Raw genomic sequence first — 18,051 nt, forward strand, 5'->3', positions numbered from 1 at the left:
GTCGATCTCGTTATTGACTCACAGGGTGTTTCATGACCGCAGTTTCTCGTGTGTTCAGCGCATTTCGCGACCGTTTCGCGCACGCTGAGGGCCGCAAACCGTTTCCTCGAAGCACTGCGGCCTCCGCAGCTGTTGCCGCTGGCTGGTTGCTGCTCAATGCGACCGCTTACGGTGCGTTGATTATTCCCTCTTCACCGGAAGAGTCCCTTCTTGCTCCCCGCCAGGCCGCCCCTTCGACCGTGGCCCGTACCACGCGCCTGCCGGCTACGCAATTTTTCGGCGATGCCGCTGTTGAGCAGGGCCGGGAGGAGCCGGACCTGGATCTCGCCAATATTCCCATTACCCAGTTGAACCTGGTCCTGTCTGGTGTCCTGGACAGCAGCCGTAAAGAGCGGGCCAGTGCCCTGGTGGCCGAGCGGGGCAAACCCGCTGAACGGGTGTATGTGGGGGACGCGTTGCCCGGTGGGGCCAAGTTGCACTCGGTGGCTGTTGATCATATTGTGCTGCAAAGGGGGGGGCAGATGGAAAAGCTGACCTATCCCGACGTGGATGGCCAGCCCAGCGTTTCCCGGCGCAACTATGCAACCGGCTCTGCCAGAGCCTCCAGTGCGTCGGTACGCTCCCGCGGCAGTGTGAATAATGCCGATCAGAGTCGCGCATCGGTGCGCGAGCGTCTGGAAGAGCTGCGGCGACTCGCAAAAGAGCGCCGGGCGGAACGCCAGTCCCAGTAGGATCGATTACAACAAAAAGATTTTTTGCATCACGGCATCTCAGATAAGAGTCAGTTAATCAATGATCAGGATGTTTTACCGGCGGCTGCTAGTCGCATGCTCAGCAGTATTGCTGGCAACGTCAGTCATGGCCCAGTCCCCGGAACGAGTCACCCTGTCTCTCGACAACGCAGACATCCGCGACCTGATCAACTGGGCTGCCGACTTTACCGGCAAGAACATCATCGTTCACCCGAACGTCAAGGGTAAAGTAACCGTGGTCGCGGGTGATCCCATGACCCATGAAGAGGCCTTTGACGTTTTCATGTCGGTCCTGCAGGTCAATGGCTTCAGCCTGGTGGAGCAGGGCGGAACCTGGAAAGTCGTGCCGGATGCCCTGGCCAAGCAGCAGGCCATTCCCGTGACCGACGACAGCTCGCGCGCACCGGCGGAATCGCTGGTGGTGCGAACCGTGAGGGTGGAGAACATCTCGGCCACCCAGCTCATCGCCATGCTGCGTCCGCTGATTCCCCAGACCGGACACCTGGCCGCCTATTCCGATACCAACACCCTGATCATTGCCGACCGGGCCGCGAATATCGACCAGATTGTGCGACTGGTGCGCCAGCTGGACCGCGCCGGCGCCATTGATATCGAGTTGGTACCACTGCAGTTCGCCTCTGCCAAGGAGATCAAGCAGGTACTGAGCGAGCTGCTGCAATCCGGTGGCAAACAGGCGAACGAGGCTCACCCCCTGCGTATCGCGGTGGACGAGCGTTCCAATTCGGTACTGCTCACCGGTGATCCAGTGACCCGTCAGCAGCTCAAGAATGTGATCATGCGGCTCGACCAGCCGCTGGAGGGCGACGGCAATACGGCGGTGGTTTACGTGCAGTATGCGAAGGCCGCCGACCTGAAGCCGATCCTCGAGGGCATGAGCGGCAGTATCCAGAAGACCGAGAAGGATCAGCAGGCCGCTGATGTGGAAGTGAGCATCCAGGTCAACGAGTCCCTCAACTCCCTTGTCCTGACCGCGCCGCCGGCACTGCTGGAAACCATGAAGGGTGTGATTGCCAAACTGGATGTTCGCCGTGCACAGGTGCTTATTGAGGCGATAATCGTCGAGGTGACCCAGGGTACCGGCAACGATCTGGGGATTCGCTGGATTGCCGGCGCCGGCGACAACGCGGTGGCGGGGTTCCGCAACAACGCCGCACGTTCCGACGTACTCGATGACGATGGCAATGTCATCAGTGAGGATTTCAACCCGTTCTCGCTCGACCCCGCCAGCCTGCTCGTTCCCGGGGCTCTTAACCTCGGGTACCTGAGCGGCACCGATATCCGGGTCGCCATCAATGCCATCGCTACAGAGAACAATGCCAACATCCTGTCCACGCCAACCATCATGGCACTCGACAACGAGGAAGCCGAAATCCTGGTGGGCCAGAATGTGCCGTTTATTACCGGCGAACAGCTTCTGTCCGGCAGTAATAACGATCCTTTCACCACCATCCAGCGCCAGGACATCGGTACCACCCTCAAGGTGACGCCGCGGGTAAATAACAACAATTCGGTCACCCTGGACATCGAGCAGACCGTCGAAAATGTGCTGCCCACCAGCGAGGGGGCCGCAGACATCGTGACCAGCAAACGGGAAATTCGCACCCGCGTGCTGATCGATGATGGTGCCATGCTCGTGCTCGGGGGGCTGATCGAGGACCAGGTGACGGAAACCAAAGAAAAAGTGCCGCTCCTGGGCGATATCCCTGGTATCGGGCGACTGTTCCGGTCGAGCTTCAAGGATGTTACCAAGACCAACCTGATGGTCTTCCTGCGGCCGCGGATCCTTACCACCCGCCGGGCCGGGTATGAGGAGACCCGCAAGCGCTATCTTGACCTGCAGCGCAAGCAACTGCGTATCAAGGACGACACCAGCTACATCTGGGACTGGCACCGGGGTGACGTGCTGCCCGACCTGCTACCACCGTCGGGATCATACGATGACGACGATGGCGCGCCGATCCAGGTGCTGGAAGCTGAAGAGTCAGAGGCCCCGAAATGACGGCCGATCCGGTACCTGGGGCAGTGTCTTCCCGGCGCCTTCCCTATGCCTTTGCCAAACGCCACCGGGTGCTGCTGGTGGAGGCCGGGGGTGAGCCCCGCTGCCAGTACGTGGCGCCGCTCAACCCCAACGTGCTCGCTGAGGTCCAGCGCCTGACCGGTGCCGAACTGGATATCGAAGCCGTTGCGGAGAGTGATTTCCAGACTGCCCTGCAGCAACTTTATGAAAACCGCGAGGGGGGGAACCTGGCAGACGTGGAGGGTCTGGGTGATGAGCTGGACCTGGCCGCCGTGGTGGATGCGCTCCCGGAGACCGAAGACCTGCTGGAACAGGAAGACGATGCGCCCATCGTCAAGCTGATCAATGCCATTTTTGCCGAGTCCCTCAAGCAGGGGGCCTCGGACATTCACATCGAGACGTTCGAGAAGCGCCTGGTGGTGCGCTTTCGCGTGGACGGTGTTTTGCGTGAGGTACTTGAGCCCCGCCGCGGACTGGCACCGCTGCTGGTGTCACGGATCAAGGTGATGGCGAAGTTGGATATCGCGGAAAAGCGAGTTCCCCAGGATGGCCGGATTTCGCTGTTGATGGCTGGTCGGGAGGTGGACGTGCGCGTCTCAACCATGCCCTCCAGTGCCGGTGAGCGTGTGGTGATGCGCCTTCTGGATAAGCAGGCCGGCAAGATGGACCTGCGCCAGCTGGGTATGGCGGACCATGACCTCAGGGTAATGACAGAATTGCTCGGGCGCCCCCACGGTATCCTGCTGGTGACGGGGCCGACCGGTTCGGGCAAAACCACGACACTGTATGCCGGTCTCGGCAGCATCAACAATCGGGAAAAAAATATCCTCACGGTGGAGGATCCCGTCGAATATAACCTCGAGGGGGTGGGGCAGACCCAGGTCAACACCAAGGCCGACATGACTTTCGCCCGGGGCTTGCGGGCGATTCTGCGCCAGGACCCGGATGTGGTCATGGTCGGGGAGATTCGCGACCTGGAGACCATGCAGATCGCCATCCAGGCCAGTCTTACCGGACACCTGGTGCTGTCCACCCTGCATACCAACACGGCCCTGGGTGCGGTGACGCGCCTGGTGGACATGGGCATCGAGCCTTTCCTGCTGTCGTCGAGCCTGATAGGCGTGCTGGCGCAGCGGCTGGTGCGGGTGCTGTGCCACGAATGCCGGGAGGCGCATCCTGCCGATCCCACTGAGCGCCGCATGCTCGGTCTCGAGGACAGCGGTGAGACCCTTATTTACCGCTCCCGGGGTTGTGAATCCTGTAACCACAGCGGTTATACCGGCCGGGTCGGCATCTATGAACTGGTGCCGGTCAACGAGACCATGCGCCAGCTGATTCATGATCGCGCCTCCGAGAGCAAGCTGGTCGCAGAGGCCCGCAAGGTGGCCCCCAGTATTCGTGAAGACGGAATCGCGAAAGTACTGAATGGCGTGACTTCCCTGGAAGAAGTCCTGCGGGTTACCCAGGAGTCCTGATCGTGGCTGCTTTCCAGTTTACCGCCCTGACTGACTCCGGCCGCAAGAACCGCGGTACCCTGGAGGCCGACAGCGCTCGTGCCGCGCGGCAGCAATTACGCGCTCGCGGGCTTGTGCCTCTCGAGGTAGAGCCGGCCACAGGGGGGGAGGAAAGTCGTTCTGGTGGGCTATTGGTGGGAAGCCCCGGCCTGAGCGTGAAGCATCTGGCGCTGCTGACCCGGCAGCTGGCGACTCTGCTCCGGGCTGGCATCCCGCTGGAGGAATCACTCGGGGCCATTGCCAACCAGACCCGCAACCACAAGATCCGTCGCATTGTACTGGCCGTGCGCGGCAAAGTGCTCGAAGGCCATAGCTTTGCCCAGGCACTGGGCAGCTTTCCGCGCGCCTTTCCGGGACTCTACCGGGCTACCGTTGAAGCGGGTGAGCATTCCGGGCACCTGGATTCAGTCCTGGAGCGGCTGGGGGATTACACGGAAAACCAGCAGAAATTTCGCCAGAAGGTCCAGCTGGCACTGATTTACCCGATTGTGCTGGTGTTTATCTGCGTACTGGTGGTCACCGGCCTGATGGTGTACGTGGTACCGGATGTGATCGAGGTATTTACCGGTACCGGCCAGGCACTACCGTTGCCGACCAGAATCCTGGTCGCCATGAGCGATTTCATTTCCGCCTGGGGCTGGCTGGTGCCGCCCGCGATCGCGGTGCTGGTTGGCGCGGTCATCGCGCTGCTGCGCCGACCGTCTGTCCGCTATTGCTTCCATCACCGCTTGCTGGAGATGCCGCTGATCGGTTGGCTGGTGCGGGGCAGCCAGAGTGCACGCTATGTTGGCACGCTGGCCATCCTGACCGGAAGTAGTGTGCCCCTGGTGCAGGCCATGGGCATCGCCAGCGGTGTGATGTCAAACGAATACCTGAAGGAGCGGCTTAAAACCGCACAGAAGTCTGTCCGCGAGGGCGGTAGCCTGCGGCGGGCGCTGGAGGACGTCGAGTACTTCCCGCCGATGATGGTATACATGATCGCCAGCGGGGAGTCATCCGGCACCCTGGACGAGATGCTGGGCAGGGCCGCCGAGTCGCAGGAGCAGGACCTGCAGGGCGCGGTGACGGCCTTTGTGAGCCTGTTCGAGCCCGCCATGCTGCTGGTCATGGCCGGGATAGTCCTGTTTATTGTCATGGCCATCATGATGCCGATCATGAGCATGAACCAGATGGTGGTATAAAGGCTGGGCGACAGCCGGGAAGGTCCCGCATCCAGCCTGGAATCAAGAGGGTAGAGACGATGAAGACAATGAGTAAGAGTGGCGGTTTTACGCTGATTGAGATCATGGTGGTGATTGTGATCCTGGGTGTCCTCGGTGCCCTGGTGGTACCGAATATCATGGGTCGCACTGGCGAGGCCCGTGTGAAGGCGGCGGTTACCGACCTGCGTGCCATCGAGACTGCGCTCGATATGTACCGCATGGACAATTTTGTTTATCCCAGTTCCGAGCAGGGACTGCAGGCCCTGGTCAGCAAGCCCTCTGGCTTCCCGGAAGCCAAGAACTGGACCCAGCCCTACCTCAAGCGCGAAGCCAAGGACCCGTGGGGTAACGAGTACCAGTACATCAGTCCCGGTACCGAGGGCCCCTATGATCTCTACAGCCTGGGCGCCGACGGCAAGCCGGGCGGGGAAGGGGAAGCCTCGGATATCTTCGTGAACGAACTCTGACGTCGATCCCCGACCGGTATGGGAGCCCCGCCTGGCCGCTGTCGCGGCTTTACGCTGATCGAACTGCTGGTGGTAATAGTGATTATTGCCACCCTTGCCGGCATGGCGGTTATTTCGCTCGGCAGTGCGGGGCACAGGATCTGGACCGGCGAAACCCAGCGACTGGCCAATGTGTTGCGCCTGGTCGCAGACCGCGCGGTGATCGATAAGGCCCATTACGGTGTCCGCGTGGAGCGGGACAAGTATGCAGTGGTTCGTTTCGAGCCCGGGACCATGCGCTGGGAGAGCCCGGCAGCAGGGCAGTCTTCCGCCAGTCGTTTTGCCGAACATGTGTTGCCGGGGAATGTGCGCCTGGAGGTGCTGGAGCAGGCAGAGCTGCCCGGCGCAGAGGACTCTGTTTTTACGCCCGCTGGGGACGAGGGGGATAAGGCCCAGCCGCCCCAGTTTGTGGCGCTCTCCAGTGGAGAGGTGTTACCGGTGGCACTCGCGGTAATCCTGGTGGAGAACGGCGATTACGTCCGCACGGCAAAAATTTCCTATAGCAGCCTCAATGGCCTCGAACTGCAGTGGCAGGCCGATGATATTTGAGCGAGGTCACCCCGAGCGGGGCTTTACCCTGGTAGAAGTCCTGGTGGCACTGGTCATTTTTGGGGTAATTGCCGCCAGTGTTCTCAAGACCATGCAGGATAGCGTACGGCACCAGGCCTTGATGGAGGAGCGCCTGGCAGCCAGTTGGGTGGCGCAGCAGGCATTGGCAGAAATCCGTCTCCGGGATGACTGGCCGCCCCTGGGGGAGCAGACCGAGCGTGTGCCGCAGGGCGCCCGTGAGTGGCGGGTTACCGCCCGTGTGGAAAGCACCAGTGAAGAGCGCCTCCGCCATATCATTATTGAAGTCGCCGCAGCTGGCAGCGAGACCCCGAGCCTGACGCTGGATGCGTGGGTGGCCGGCGACGCGAGCACGACTGGCCGCGTGAAAAGCCCTGCGGGCGGGGGGCGCCAGTAATGCCCGGGCCCACCAGCTTCCCTTCCTGCAATCGCCACAGTGGCTTTACCCTGATTGAGGTCATGGTGGTGCTGGTCCTGGTAGCGATCATCAGTATCGGGTCCTTTGCGCTGCTCGATTCTTTCCAGAATACGGACCAGGCCCTGGAGTTGCGGGCGGAGGAACTGCGCCGGGTATCCATGGCGATGTACCGCATCGGCGATGACATGCGGCAGGTCACCGCGCGCCCGGTGAAGAACGGCTACACCGGCTATGAGCCGGCCCTGCGCGGCGACAGCGACGAAATAGAGTTTACCCGCCTGGGCGCGGCGAACCTTACCGGTGAGCCCCGTGGCGAGATGCAGCGTCTCGCATACAGCCTTGGCTTTGAAGAGGAGGTCGCCAATCCCGCGCCTCGGTCCCCCGGGGGCCTGTTACTTCGCAGCCGCTGGCGAGTGCTGGATCGTGCACCCGACTCAGAGGCGGTCGCAGAGCCACTGCTTTCCGGCGTGAATAACCTGGCTTTCCGTTACTACGACGGCGACAGTGAAGCATGGCTTGACCAATGGCCACCGCTTGGCACGAACTCGGGTACCGGTGCGCCGGATAACCGGTTGCCGCGCGCGGTGGAAATGATAGTCACCACCACCGGGGCCGGCGAAATGCGTCGTGTCTATACGCTGCCCCGGGGCGTCGGCGCGACCGTGGGTTCGGGGAGCCGGGGCGGGTCCGGAACCGGTGGCGACGCCGGGGGAGAATCCGGAGATCGGGCCGGGGGGGTGGATGACGCCGGGAATGACCGCCGGAATACTGGTGGGGACGGGTCAGAAAGTGGGCCCCGGGAGGCGCGGGATGGCTCCTAGCAGCATCGCCAGGCAACGTGGTGTGGCATTGATTACGGTGCTGCTGGTAATGGTGATTGCGATTGCGGCGGTGACCCATACCATACTGCGAAACCGTATTGCGATTTCGCGCACTGCGGCGTTGCTGGCCAATACCCAGATGGCGGAATTCGTTCATGGTGCCGAGGCCTGGGCCAGAATCGCCCTCGAGCGGGACTATCTGGAGGACCAGGATAACCCGGATTCCGCTGATTCCGGAATGGACAACTGGGCGCTCGAGGCGCTCCAGTTCAATCCCGATAACGGAAAAATGCGCATTAAAATCAAGGACTTAAACTCCTGCTTTAATGTGAATAATCTCGCCGGGGCGGGGCAGGCCGCGGCAGACCAGCGCGCGGTGTTCGAGCGCCTGGTGCGCAATGTAAGCGGCAAGGCAGACCTTGCCCACGCCATGCTCGACTGGGTCGACAATGGCGATACGCCCCTGGCCCCCGGGACCGAGGACAACGGCTATCTGGGGCGGGAAATCGCCCACCGTACGCCGGATATCCCGATTACCGATGTTTCAGAACTTTCCGCGGTGCAGGGAATGGAGCGGGAAGACTGGGAGGCCCTGAGCCAGTTCCTGTGTGCACTGCCGGAGTCTGGCACAGTGATCAATGTGAACTTCGCCCCGGTAGAATTGCTTGAGGCAATGGCCCCGCAATCCCGGGCGGCGCAGATAAACAGCTTCCGGGAGGCGGACGGTGTGTTTACCGAGGCCTCGCAACTGGCTCCCTACGGCCTTGGGGGCGTGGCGGGCCTGGTGTTTCACAGCCGCTACTTCCTGGCCCAGATAGCGGTACAGTTGGGTCCGGATCCTGACAACCGGCAGTACTGGGAGACCATGTTCAGGCTCGATGACGGGCGTGGTGAAGTGTCCATGGTCCAGCGCCAGCGGCGCATGTTTTCCGGCAGTGAGATCCTTGAGTTACTTGAGAGTGATTCTGGATCAAGCGAAAAATCTAATGAAAACAATGACGTATGATTGAATCCTCAAGTGAGAAGAGAGCGGGCGGCCCGCAGGTGATGTTACTGCGGTTGGTTGAAACGGCCGATACGGGGCAGGTGGCAATGCAATGCTGGACAGGGCATGTCTGGCGGCCGGTTGCGATCGACGGTGAATTTTCCCGGGCCTTTGCCGCCAGTGACGCATCGCCTGAGGTCTCTCCTGTCGGGACAGCCGTCACGGCCGCGAATGATGATGATGCGATACCGCTGGAGTTTGCAGCCGGTGCCAGGGCGATCATTCTGCTCCCCGGGAGCTGGGTCTGGAGCGGGCTGGAGTCCATCCCCCGGGCAGCGCGCAAGCAGAGTGCGGCGGTGGGCTACATGGTCGAGGAGCGGCTGGCCGAGGACGTGGAGGAACTGCACTTTATCTGCCAGCCGCGCGCGGGCAACCTTTGCTCGGTTTACGCGATTCAGCACAGGAAAATGACGGCCCTCTCCGGGCAACTGGAGCGACTCGGCTGGCCTGTGATTGCCGCGGTACCTGAATACCAGCTGCTGGACCTGTTCGAAACCGACGTCAGTTTGTGGCTCGATGGTGACCGGGCGCATATCTGGCGGCGCGCCGGTTACGGCCTTACGGTCCGTCGGCGCTACCTGCAGCCGTTGCTCGCCTCCCTGACGGAGAATGATGCCGATTTGGCGGTCGAGACCTCCAGCACGGAGGTGCAATCCCCGCCCGAGCTAAGCCTGCTGGGCGCCGGAGAGCAGGATGGGCTAACAGTCGCGGAGCTGGAGTCGCTCTTTGGCGACGGGCTCAGGCGGGTGGAGGCAGAGGCGGAGAATCAGCTGTTAACACGGCTCAGGATTCCCGCCCTGGCCAACCTGCTGGTGGGAGACTATCGCCCCGCAGGCGAAGCGGGGGATGCCAACTGGTGGCTGGGGCCTCTCAAGGTTGCCACTGCCTGCTTTGTATTGCAGCTGGTGCTGTTTGTTGCCGCCGGGGGTTACTACAGCTGGCAGGCGCAGCGTCACGATGCGCAGGCCAGGGCACTGTTTACCGAACTGTTTCCCAATGCCCGGGCCGGCGCGGATATCCGCCGCCAGATCCAGGGGTACCTCAACCAGGCCGGTGGTGGCGGTGGCGGCTTCGCCAGCCAGGTCTCCGCGCTCAGCCGGGCGTGGGAGCAGCACAGGGGCGAACAGCTGAAGCTGCAATCCCTGCGCTTTGACGGTAATCGTGGCGAAATGGTGATTCAGCTGCAGGCTGCCACCCTGAGTGAGCTTGACGGCTTTGTGGGGCGCCTGTCCTCGGGGCAGTATACCGCCGAGCTGCTGGCAGCCAATGAACTGGAATCCGGAGTGTCGGGCCGGATCCGTCTTCGCTGAGTGCAATAGCAACATTTCACAGGGCACCTGGAACATGAAAGAAAAGATCGCAGAACTGCAGCGCCGGTGGCTGGCGCTGCCACCCGGTGACCAGCGCGCGCTTGGGGCCCTGTCCATTTTCCTGGGCGGCTTATTTCTTGTTTATGGCCTGTTCATGCCGGCCAAGCATTATTTCGATAACTCCCGTACCCGGGCAGAGGAGTCCCGGGAGCTGGTTGCCTGGATAGAGGCCCAGCGACCGGTACTGGAACGCCTCGATCCGGGCGCCGGACGGGGCAGTGAGCAGAACGCCGGAACCCTTCTGCAGCGTGTCACGGCCGCAGCCGAACGGCACGGGATCACGATCAAGCGGTTTGAACCCGAGGGCCAGGGGAGGATCCGGCTCTGGATCGAGCGTGCGCGATACGAGGATTTACAGCCCTGGTTCAACACACTGATCGAGCAAAAGTTTATGCTGCGCACGGTGAACCTGGATGCTCTGCCGGAAGAGGGCATGGTTTCCGCACGATTGACCCTCGAGGGCTGATCGCCTGCGTGCCGGTTTAGATATTTTCGGTTTTCAGGAGCTTTTTGTTGGTCTCTATTCTTGTTAGTAGAATTCAAATGGCAGAAAAATCATAAATCCTTCGATTTTTAAGGTGGGTTTACCTGCAAGTGGCGTTTGTATTTTCTGGCAGGAGATCGGCCGATTACCGTGGATTGCCCCTATACTGTCGATATAGACGATGAATAGGGTGCCAACATGCTGTTCAGAGACACGTCGACCAACCACCTGGTGGAAGTGGCCGATATCGTAACGCTCGCGAACCCGTACGAGCTAACGGTGGTTGGGCGGTATCTGTGGGGGGAGGAAGTCCAGGACCCCGAGGTCTTTGACAAGACCCAGCTGAGCTTTCTTTCGGGGGAGGCGCTGCCGCGTTGCTGGCATGACAGCCGTTATCGCGACCGGGAGGTTAGGCGACTCCGGTGCGGGACCCGAGCCGAAGATGGCGACTACTACCAGGGTGCCTGAAACTGCCTGGTGGAGGCACCCGGGGATGGGAAAACCGGCAAAGGACTCGCGACCACGCCCGCTAGGCTGTAAAATGCGCGCCAAATTTTCACCTGTGGTATCCCATGACGTTTGCGCAATTTGAAGAGTATTCCCTCTGGTTCGGTATCGGGGGCCTGATCCTTTTTATGCTGTTTATCGTCTGGGACCTGGCCAAAAAATCCAAGGCCGGCCGGTTCGGCACCATGATTCTGTTTCTGGCGCTCGGTCTGGGCCTTCTCGGGTTCATTATCAAGACGGTGCTGGTAGAAGTCATGGGGATCGGCTAGGTAGTGCCGCTATACGCAACTGGATCGCCGGGCCTATTCATGGAAGGGCATAATGCCAATATTTGACCGCCCAGAGCTCAAAGTACAGAAAGATCGACGGGTCTGCCGTGCCACCGATACACGGATTGCCAAGTACAGTCGGCGGGGGATGCTGCTGACGCTACTGGCGTTTGTTATCGCTGCAGCGATGGGGGATCTGCGCCTGCAGGAGCCGCAGCTGCTGTTGGTGCTGGGCGTAGTCCTTGTGCTGTTGACGCTGGTGCGGGGTTACTATGTCTTTCGTTTCCGCCACTTGTATGCGACCGGGCCGGTACGGTGGCGCCGTCGTTATTTTTTCGTTTCCACCCTCGGGGCGGCCTGGTGGGGCGTGATCCTGCTGTGCCATGAGTGGTTGCTGGGTTTTGCCCCGGCAACGCATTTCCTCTGGCTGTACACCGTGGTTTTCTGCTCTAGCGTGGCCTCGGTATTCGCCCCTTACCATCGTTTCCTGATCTGGTTCGTGTCAGCAAGCCTGGTGCCTGCTGCAGTCAAGGCAATTATGTCCGCGGATATCCTTGGGACCATTTATGGCGCCCTGACATTTGCCTTTATCTGGCTCACGGCACACCAGGCGCGTCGGGAATCGCAAAACTACTGGGATCGGCTCTCGGCCATGCAGGAGTTGCAACAACGGGCCAGCAACCTTGCGGCCGCGCGCAAGCACTCTGAGGCGGCGGTTGAGCTCACCAATGAGTTTGTTGCCAATATCGGCCAGGAATTCCGGAGCCAGCTATCCGATTCACTGGGCGCGTTGGCATTACTCGAGGCCGACGACCTGAGTGAGCGGCAGCGGGAGTGGGTCCGGCTGGCCAAGAACGCCGGCAGTCAGCAGTTGAAGCTGGTGGACAATGTCGGCCTCTTCACGCGTGTTGCGCGCAAGGATATCCGGCTGCGCCAGGGACCATTCAACCTGGTCAAGACGATCGAGAAGTCTTTCAAGTTTGCCGCCCGTGCGGCCCATCGACAGAACCTGGAATTCAACTTTCAGATTGACGACAACCTGCCGGTGATGGTCACGGGTGATAACCGTAAAACCGCCCAGTTGATCCGTAACCTGGTGGATTCAGCCACGGCAGTGGCACAGGTTGGAGAGCTCTGGGGCCAGGTAAACTTTACTCCGATCACCAGTTTCGAGGGGCAACTGACCATTCACCTGAATGACGACGGCCGTGGTGAGATCCTGCCAGATGAGAGTGAGCTGTTCGGGGCCTTCGCACGGCTTGATACCAACCAGGTAACCAGTGGCCTGGGCCTATCGATCTCCAAGGGCCTGGCCGAAGCGATGGGAGGGTACTTACAGGTCAACTCCACACCTGACGGAAATCGCTACGAAGTGGGGATCAAGCTTGCGATGGAGCCAAACCAGCGTGTCTACCTGACACCTGATCGTCGCCTGCAGGACTGTGAAGTGTTTGTTTTCCACGAGGGAGGACTGTTCGTTTCCGGCCTGGTACAACAGCTCCGATCATTTGGCATGGAAGTGGGTTGTGGGAAGTGGGGCACGAACGGCGGTGAGCCAATCGAGAAGCTCCTGTTGGCTGTAGAGAGACAGCAACTCCTGATTCTTGTACCGGCCATGGGCGCGCGCCGGATGCTGGTTGAGGTCTCTGAGTTCTTCAACGGCCTGAATGGCGATGCCAGTGCCACCAAGGTGATTTGCCTCGGGGCACCCGGCCACAAGGCCGATTTTGCGCCGCTCATGCAGGCTCTGCCTGAAGCCCAGTACATCCGTCGCCCGGTGACCCGAAAGGAGCTTCATGATGCGCTGATCAGGCGCCTGTTCGGGGGCGTGAAGAAAGCCAGCCGGCGTATTGCTTCCACCATCAGTGCGCACCCGCGGCAGCGTTCACTGCTGTTGATCGAGGAGTCACGCCAGCACCAGGGAGTGACTGAAGAGATGTTGCACGCACTCGGTTACCGGGTGGATGTGGCCGCGGCAGTGGAAGAGGCGCTGGAGCGGCTCGGGGACAAAAGCTACGATTTGGTGCTGGTGGATTGCCAGCAGAATACCGATCACAGCGCCGACATCATTGACAGGTTGCGCCACTGGGAGTCGGAGAATTCACCAGGTGATCGCATGCCGATTGTCGCCCTTACCAGTACCACCGAAGAACAGTTTGAGGGGCGCTGCCTAGCTGCGGGGATGGATGACTTCCTGACCAAGCCGCTGAACAAGGAGTCCCTCCAGGAAACCCTGGAACGCTGGCTGGGCGACGCCTGAGTAAGCTGAGCCAGGTTCCCGGGGCCTTGCTGGCCCCGGGTTGAGGGTTACCGCTACATCAGAACTGGTATCGAATCCCCAGGCGCGCGCGCCACAGCGAGGCGTCTGACACCCGGGTCTGGCCCGCGGGATCCAGGAACTCCTCGAAGACATAGCGTCCCTGTTCGTCCACGCTGGCACTGATCGCCGCCTGGTAACGAGGGAAACCGCCCTCGTACATTACTCCCCAGTCATCGTTCAGCAGGTTGCCCAGGTTCTCCACCACAAAGTAGGCGTTGGCGCGATCATCGGCACGGAAGCCCGGCAGTTCCTGGTTGATCTTCAGGTCGAACTTGGTCCACCAGTCGCTGCTGAGTTCATTGCGCTCCGCGATTCCACCCCGGTCCAGGTCCTCACTGTCCAGGAAAGCAAAAAAAGCATCCGTGTCGAAACCTTCCGCAAAGACGACATTCTGGTCGTCCGGACCACTGGGAACATAGAGCAGGTGTCGTGAGATAAAGCCGGTAGAGTCACCGAACTTGAAGCCGTCATCGAAGGTATAGGTGTAGGGACGTCCCTCGTTGGCGGAGCCGAACAGGGTGAAGCGGGTCTCCAGGCCGGCGAAAAGCTCCTGTGCGTAGTCCAGCTTCAGGGTGAACCGATGGGGTACGACATAGTTGGATGTCGCGGTACCCGGGTTCTCAGGGTCGGCGGTGGCAATATTCACGTAGTTTGAAAACGCGACCGAGCTGGTCATGGGATTGACATCCTCTGCCTCGGTGTAGGCGTAGCCCAGGGCTGCAGTCAGGCCGGACTCGAAGGACTTGGTCAGCCCCAGGGAGACGACGGTTGAGTAGCCGCTATCGCCCCGGGCGTTGGTCAGCATGAAGTCCTGCGAACGCCCCGTGTCGCTTCCATAAATGGGGCGGCCGTCGATGGCTGTGCCCACCTGGACGCGGGAGATATCGCGTACGATTGCTGCATCCTGGTAGTCACTGTAAAGCAGGTCGGCTGATGCCAGGTAGCCGTCGCCAAATTCGTAGCTGCCACCGATTGCATATTTCCAGACCGAGGGCACTTCGAAATTCGGGGCCAGCAGGTTGACTCCGCCATTGTCACCTTCGCCGCTGGCGACCGCGTCATAGAGTTCCGCCGGCACCTCGTAGATCGGCTGGCCGGAGCCGGTCCAGGCCAGGTCGAACAGGCTCTGCTGGCTGAAATCGGCGAGTGAAGTCTCTATCTGGGTAACGCCGTCGTTGGAATAGTTGTTGGAAATCCAGACATTGGGATTGCCGCCGGAATAGAGGCCGATACCACCGTGGACCTCAGCGCTGTCGGCCAGGTTCCAGTTGAAGCCGATACGTGGCTGCAGCAGGTCCTTGCCATCGAGGTTGGCCCGGTTGGAAAAGCCGTAGGCTGAAACGATATCGCCATTGTTTACCGGCCGTTCATCACTGCCATAACGGTCGTAGCGGAAGCCACCTACCAGGGTCAGGTCGACACTGGCAAAGGTGTACTCGTCCTGCAGGTAGAAGGTGTCGATGGCATAGCTGAATTCGGCCGCAGCGTCCTGGGGATTATTGCTGCCGCTGGCATTCTCGTAAATCAGGACGGAAGGGGTACCTGCGGCAAAGTCCGTGATGCTGCCAAAGCGGTACTCACCTTCGGCTTCCTGGACAAACATATTGAAGACATCGAACGTCTCGCGCTCATAGCCACCGTAGAGGCGGTGCTCACCCAGCTGCAGGTTGCCGGCGAGCTTCAGGCTGAGGCTCTCATAGCTCAGCTTGTTCGCATGGCGGGAATCGTCAGCGCCGAGATAAACGGTCGCCCGGGACGCATTGCCATCACCGTCGTCATCGTTTTCGGTGCGAATCTGCACCTCGCCAAACTCGGTGCCACCCAGCGAGAGCTGGCGGTTGTCCAGTTCCGAGTAGCCGATCTTGACCTCGGTTGAAAAGATGTCACTCCAGTCGGAATACAGCTGTCCGACGTAAGCATTGAGCTCCGCGCCACGCTCGTAGTAGTGATTGGAGAGCTCCAGTTCATCCGGGTCGCCGTCGGACTGGGCAATGCTGAAGCCATCATTGTAATTGTAGGTAAAGGCTGCCCGCTGGGTATCGGTGATATTCCAGTCAAGCTTAACCAGCAGTTTCTCATCCTCTTCCGGCAGACTGGACGGGAGCCCACCCGGGTCATAGCCGTAGATATCGCGGGAGATACGCAGGATTTCCTCCAGCTGTGCCTGCGAGACACCCTGGACCGGGGTAGCAGTGTTACTGCCGGCCGGGCCCCGATCGAATGTCGCCACGCCGTCAAGCTTTTCATAGGCGGCGAAGAAGAAAAGCTTGTCCTGGATAAGCGGGCCGCCCAGGGTGGTGCTGTAGCGCTGCTCATCGAACGGGGCAATATTGATATCGTCGCCCTCCAGTTGGTCGCCCCGCATACCGTCATCGGTGTAATCGTAGAACACCGACCCGTGCCACTGGTTGTCCCCGGATTTGGTAACGGCATTGATGTTGCAGGCGCTGAAACCACCGTACTGGACATCGAACGGGGCCAGCTCAACGGCCACCTGCTGGATGGCATCGTAGGAGAAAGGCATCCGCTCGGTAGGGTAGCCATTGCTGTTCAGGCCGAAATTGTCATTCATCCGCACGCCGTCGACGGTCAGGCTGTTAAAGCGCGGGTTGGCGCCGGCACATTGCACGGAATCGTTAAAGGCCTCATCCACGTACAATCGCGGGTCCAGCCGCACCAGGTCCTTAAGATCCCGGTTAATAGCCGGGGCACTTTCCAGGTCATCGAGACTGAAGTGTGAGGCGGGCCCTACCGCTGTGGCAGTGGGGTTCTGGACATTGGCCACAACACTGATTTCTTCCATTGCCTCCGGCGCCAGGCTCAGGTTCAGCGGCAGGGAGTCACCCAGTGAAAGGTAAACCCGATCGACTACCCGCCGTCCCTCGGGCGCATCGATGATCACCCGGTAAGGGCCACCTACCCGGAGTCCGTCCAGGTTGAAGCGCCCCGATTCGCCGCTGGTGATTTCCCGGCGGCTGTTTGACGGGGTATGCACTACGGTTACCGTGGCATTATCCAGCGGCTGCCCGTCAAGTCCGGTCAGCTGTCCCCGAATGCCGGCACTGGTTTCCTGGGCCATGACGCCCGGTGCACAACTGATGGAAGCCGACACTGCTGCTGACAGCAGTGCGCGGGTAAAATTGATTCGTTTCATTGAAAACTCCTGCTCCCTGGAAGGGTTGTTGAGATTCCTGCCCCTGGGAATTGCCGTGTTGCAGCATGCCCGCCAGAGACTGTTTTTGTTGTTTACGCGAGCCCGGTCGCGCGGACACTTTGTAACAGCCTTGCTTTAACCTGCTGTGACGGTGAGGTTTCCGGTTTATCTCCGTGCGGTTATATTTTTGTTACTGATTACAAACTGTCATGACAGGTGGTTATCCTCGGGCACTCAAGTAACCAAAGGACTTTGAACATGGGGAACAGCAGTACCGCAGTGACTGCATTGCTGGTTGCATCGATATTGAATTGCTTTTCCGCCACGGCCTGGGGCTGGGGCGAGGACGGTCATCGGGTAACCGGGCAGATCGCCTGGGATCTTCTTGATTCTTCTGTACAGGAACCGGTGCGGGAACTGCTGGCCGTGAAGGGAGAGAAAAGCCTGGCCGAGGCTGCAACCTGGGCGGATTGGATCCGTGGTGATGGGCAGTACGACTGGGCTGGCCCCCTGCATTACATCAGTCTCCCGCGTCACTGGTCTGGATACCAGCCGGGCCGGGATTGCCCGGAGCAGGGATGCATCCTGGGGGCCATTGCAAAGTTCCGGCAAATCCTGGCTGATCCTGATGCACCACAGGGAGAGCGGGCGGAGGCCCTGCTGTTTATTGTCCATTTCGTCGGTGACCTGCACCAGCCCCTCCACACCGGACTGGCCACAGACCGCGGGGGCAATGATGTGGAGGTGGAATTTTTCGGCTTTGGCACCAACCTCCATGCGCTGTGGGATGTTTTCCTGCCGGGAGGCTTCCTGACTGACTGGCAGGCATACGCGAAAAAGCAGGCTGCCGGGCTTGGCAAAAGCCGGTTAGATGCATGGCGCCGGGGAACGCCCGGGGACTGGGCCGCAGAGTCCCACCAGTTGGTGCATGAGTATGCGTATACAGAGAGCCGGGTGCTTGGAGAAGACTACTACCTGCGCAACCGCCCGATTATCGAAAGGCGCTTGCAACAGGCCGGGGTAAGGCTGGCAGTATTGTTGAATAACGACCTGGCGCGGGAGCGCTAGCAGCGGCGGGAGACCG

16 protein-coding genes are annotated in these 18,051 nt (G+C 60.5%); 15 read left to right on the forward strand and 1 reads right to left on the reverse strand.

All coding sequences use genetic code 11. The features are described from left to right. Positions 1–32: 32 nt before the first annotated feature. The 14 genes from LVD11_RS03585 (at position 33) to LVD11_RS03650 (ending at position 13,753) form a co-directional block, all read left to right on the forward strand. Positions 33–731, forward strand: a complete 699-nt coding sequence (locus tag LVD11_RS03585) for a type II secretion system protein N (RefSeq protein ID WP_237056234.1) — start codon at positions 33–35, stop codon at positions 729–731. Between the two features lie 61 nt (positions 732–792). Next, a complete protein-coding gene (gene gspD / locus LVD11_RS03590) occupies positions 793–2,772 on the forward strand; it encodes a type II secretion system secretin GspD (protein ID WP_237056243.1) in 1,980 nt (659 codons plus the stop codon). Next, the gene (gspE, locus tag LVD11_RS03595) at positions 2,769–4,265 is read left to right on the forward strand and encodes a type II secretion system ATPase GspE (protein WP_237056245.1); all 1,497 of its coding nucleotides are present in this window, start codon (positions 2,769–2,771) and stop codon (positions 4,263–4,265) included. Before gspD ends, gspE begins: the two co-directional genes overlap by 4 nt. Before the next feature lie 2 nt (positions 4,266–4,267). Further along, on the forward strand, positions 4,268–5,485 hold the full coding sequence (gene gspF / locus LVD11_RS03600; RefSeq protein ID WP_237056247.1) for a type II secretion system inner membrane protein GspF: 1,218 nt from the start codon (positions 4,268–4,270) through the stop codon (positions 5,483–5,485). A 59-nt stretch (positions 5,486–5,544) separates the two neighbouring features. Continuing rightward, positions 5,545–5,973, forward strand: a complete 429-nt coding sequence (gene gspG / locus LVD11_RS03605) for a type II secretion system major pseudopilin GspG (RefSeq protein ID WP_305080654.1) — start codon at positions 5,545–5,547, stop codon at positions 5,971–5,973. An 18-nt stretch (positions 5,974–5,991) separates the two neighbouring features. Further along, positions 5,992–6,561 carry a type II secretion system minor pseudopilin GspH gene (gene gspH / locus LVD11_RS03610; RefSeq protein ID WP_237056249.1) on the forward strand — a complete coding sequence of 190 codons (570 nt, stop codon included), beginning with the start codon at positions 5,992–5,994 and terminating at the stop codon, positions 6,559–6,561. Further along, entirely contained in the window at positions 6,551–6,976 is a 426-nt protein-coding gene (gene gspI, locus LVD11_RS03615) for a type II secretion system minor pseudopilin GspI (RefSeq protein ID WP_237056251.1), read from the forward strand. Before gspH ends, gspI begins: the two co-directional genes overlap by 11 nt. Further along, positions 6,976–7,818 carry a type II secretion system minor pseudopilin GspJ gene (gene gspJ / locus LVD11_RS03620; RefSeq protein ID WP_237056253.1) on the forward strand — a complete coding sequence of 281 codons (843 nt, stop codon included), beginning with the start codon at positions 6,976–6,978 and terminating at the stop codon, positions 7,816–7,818. Before gspI ends, gspJ begins: the two co-directional genes overlap by 1 nt. Further along, entirely contained in the window at positions 7,808–8,824 is a 1,017-nt protein-coding gene (gspK, locus tag LVD11_RS03625) for a type II secretion system minor pseudopilin GspK (RefSeq protein ID WP_237056255.1), read from the forward strand. Before gspJ ends, gspK begins: the two co-directional genes overlap by 11 nt. Next, the gene (gene gspL / locus LVD11_RS03630; protein ID WP_237056257.1) at positions 8,821–10,173 is read left to right on the forward strand and encodes a type II secretion system protein GspL; all 1,353 of its coding nucleotides are present in this window, start codon (positions 8,821–8,823) and stop codon (positions 10,171–10,173) included. The genes gspK and gspL overlap by 4 nt, the downstream gene beginning before the upstream one ends. A gap of 34 nt (positions 10,174–10,207) precedes the next feature. After that, on the forward strand, positions 10,208–10,699 hold the full coding sequence (locus LVD11_RS03635; protein ID WP_237056259.1) for a type II secretion system protein M: 492 nt from the start codon (positions 10,208–10,210) through the stop codon (positions 10,697–10,699). Between the two features lie 216 nt (positions 10,700–10,915). After that, the gene (locus LVD11_RS03640) at positions 10,916–11,185 is read left to right on the forward strand and encodes an acetyltransferase (RefSeq protein ID WP_237056261.1); all 270 of its coding nucleotides are present in this window, start codon (positions 10,916–10,918) and stop codon (positions 11,183–11,185) included. A 104-nt stretch (positions 11,186–11,289) separates the two neighbouring features. Continuing rightward, positions 11,290–11,493 (forward strand): DUF2788 domain-containing protein, encoded by a 204-nt coding sequence (locus LVD11_RS03645; protein ID WP_237056263.1) that lies wholly within the window; start codon positions 11,290–11,292, stop codon positions 11,491–11,493. A gap of 52 nt (positions 11,494–11,545) precedes the next feature. After that, on the forward strand, positions 11,546–13,753 hold the full coding sequence (locus LVD11_RS03650; RefSeq protein WP_237056265.1) for a hybrid sensor histidine kinase/response regulator: 2,208 nt from the start codon (positions 11,546–11,548) through the stop codon (positions 13,751–13,753). 58 nt (positions 13,754–13,811) lie between these two features. Here LVD11_RS03650 and LVD11_RS03655 read toward each other — a convergent pair whose 3' ends face one another. Further along, positions 13,812–16,967, reverse strand: coding sequence for a TonB-dependent receptor (locus LVD11_RS03655; protein ID WP_237056267.1), 3,156 nt, complete (start codon positions 16,965–16,967; stop codon positions 13,812–13,814). 258 nt (positions 16,968–17,225) lie between these two features. On the opposite strand from LVD11_RS03655, the gene LVD11_RS03660 reads away from it, so the two are divergent. Further along, a complete protein-coding gene (locus tag LVD11_RS03660) occupies positions 17,226–18,035 on the forward strand; it encodes a S1/P1 nuclease (RefSeq protein ID WP_237056269.1) in 810 nt (269 codons plus the stop codon). Positions 18,036–18,051 lie beyond the last annotated feature (16 nt).

The organism is Microbulbifer sediminum (assembly GCF_021729035.1).
Classification (GTDB): Bacteria; Pseudomonadota; Gammaproteobacteria; order Pseudomonadales; family Cellvibrionaceae; genus Microbulbifer; species Microbulbifer sediminum.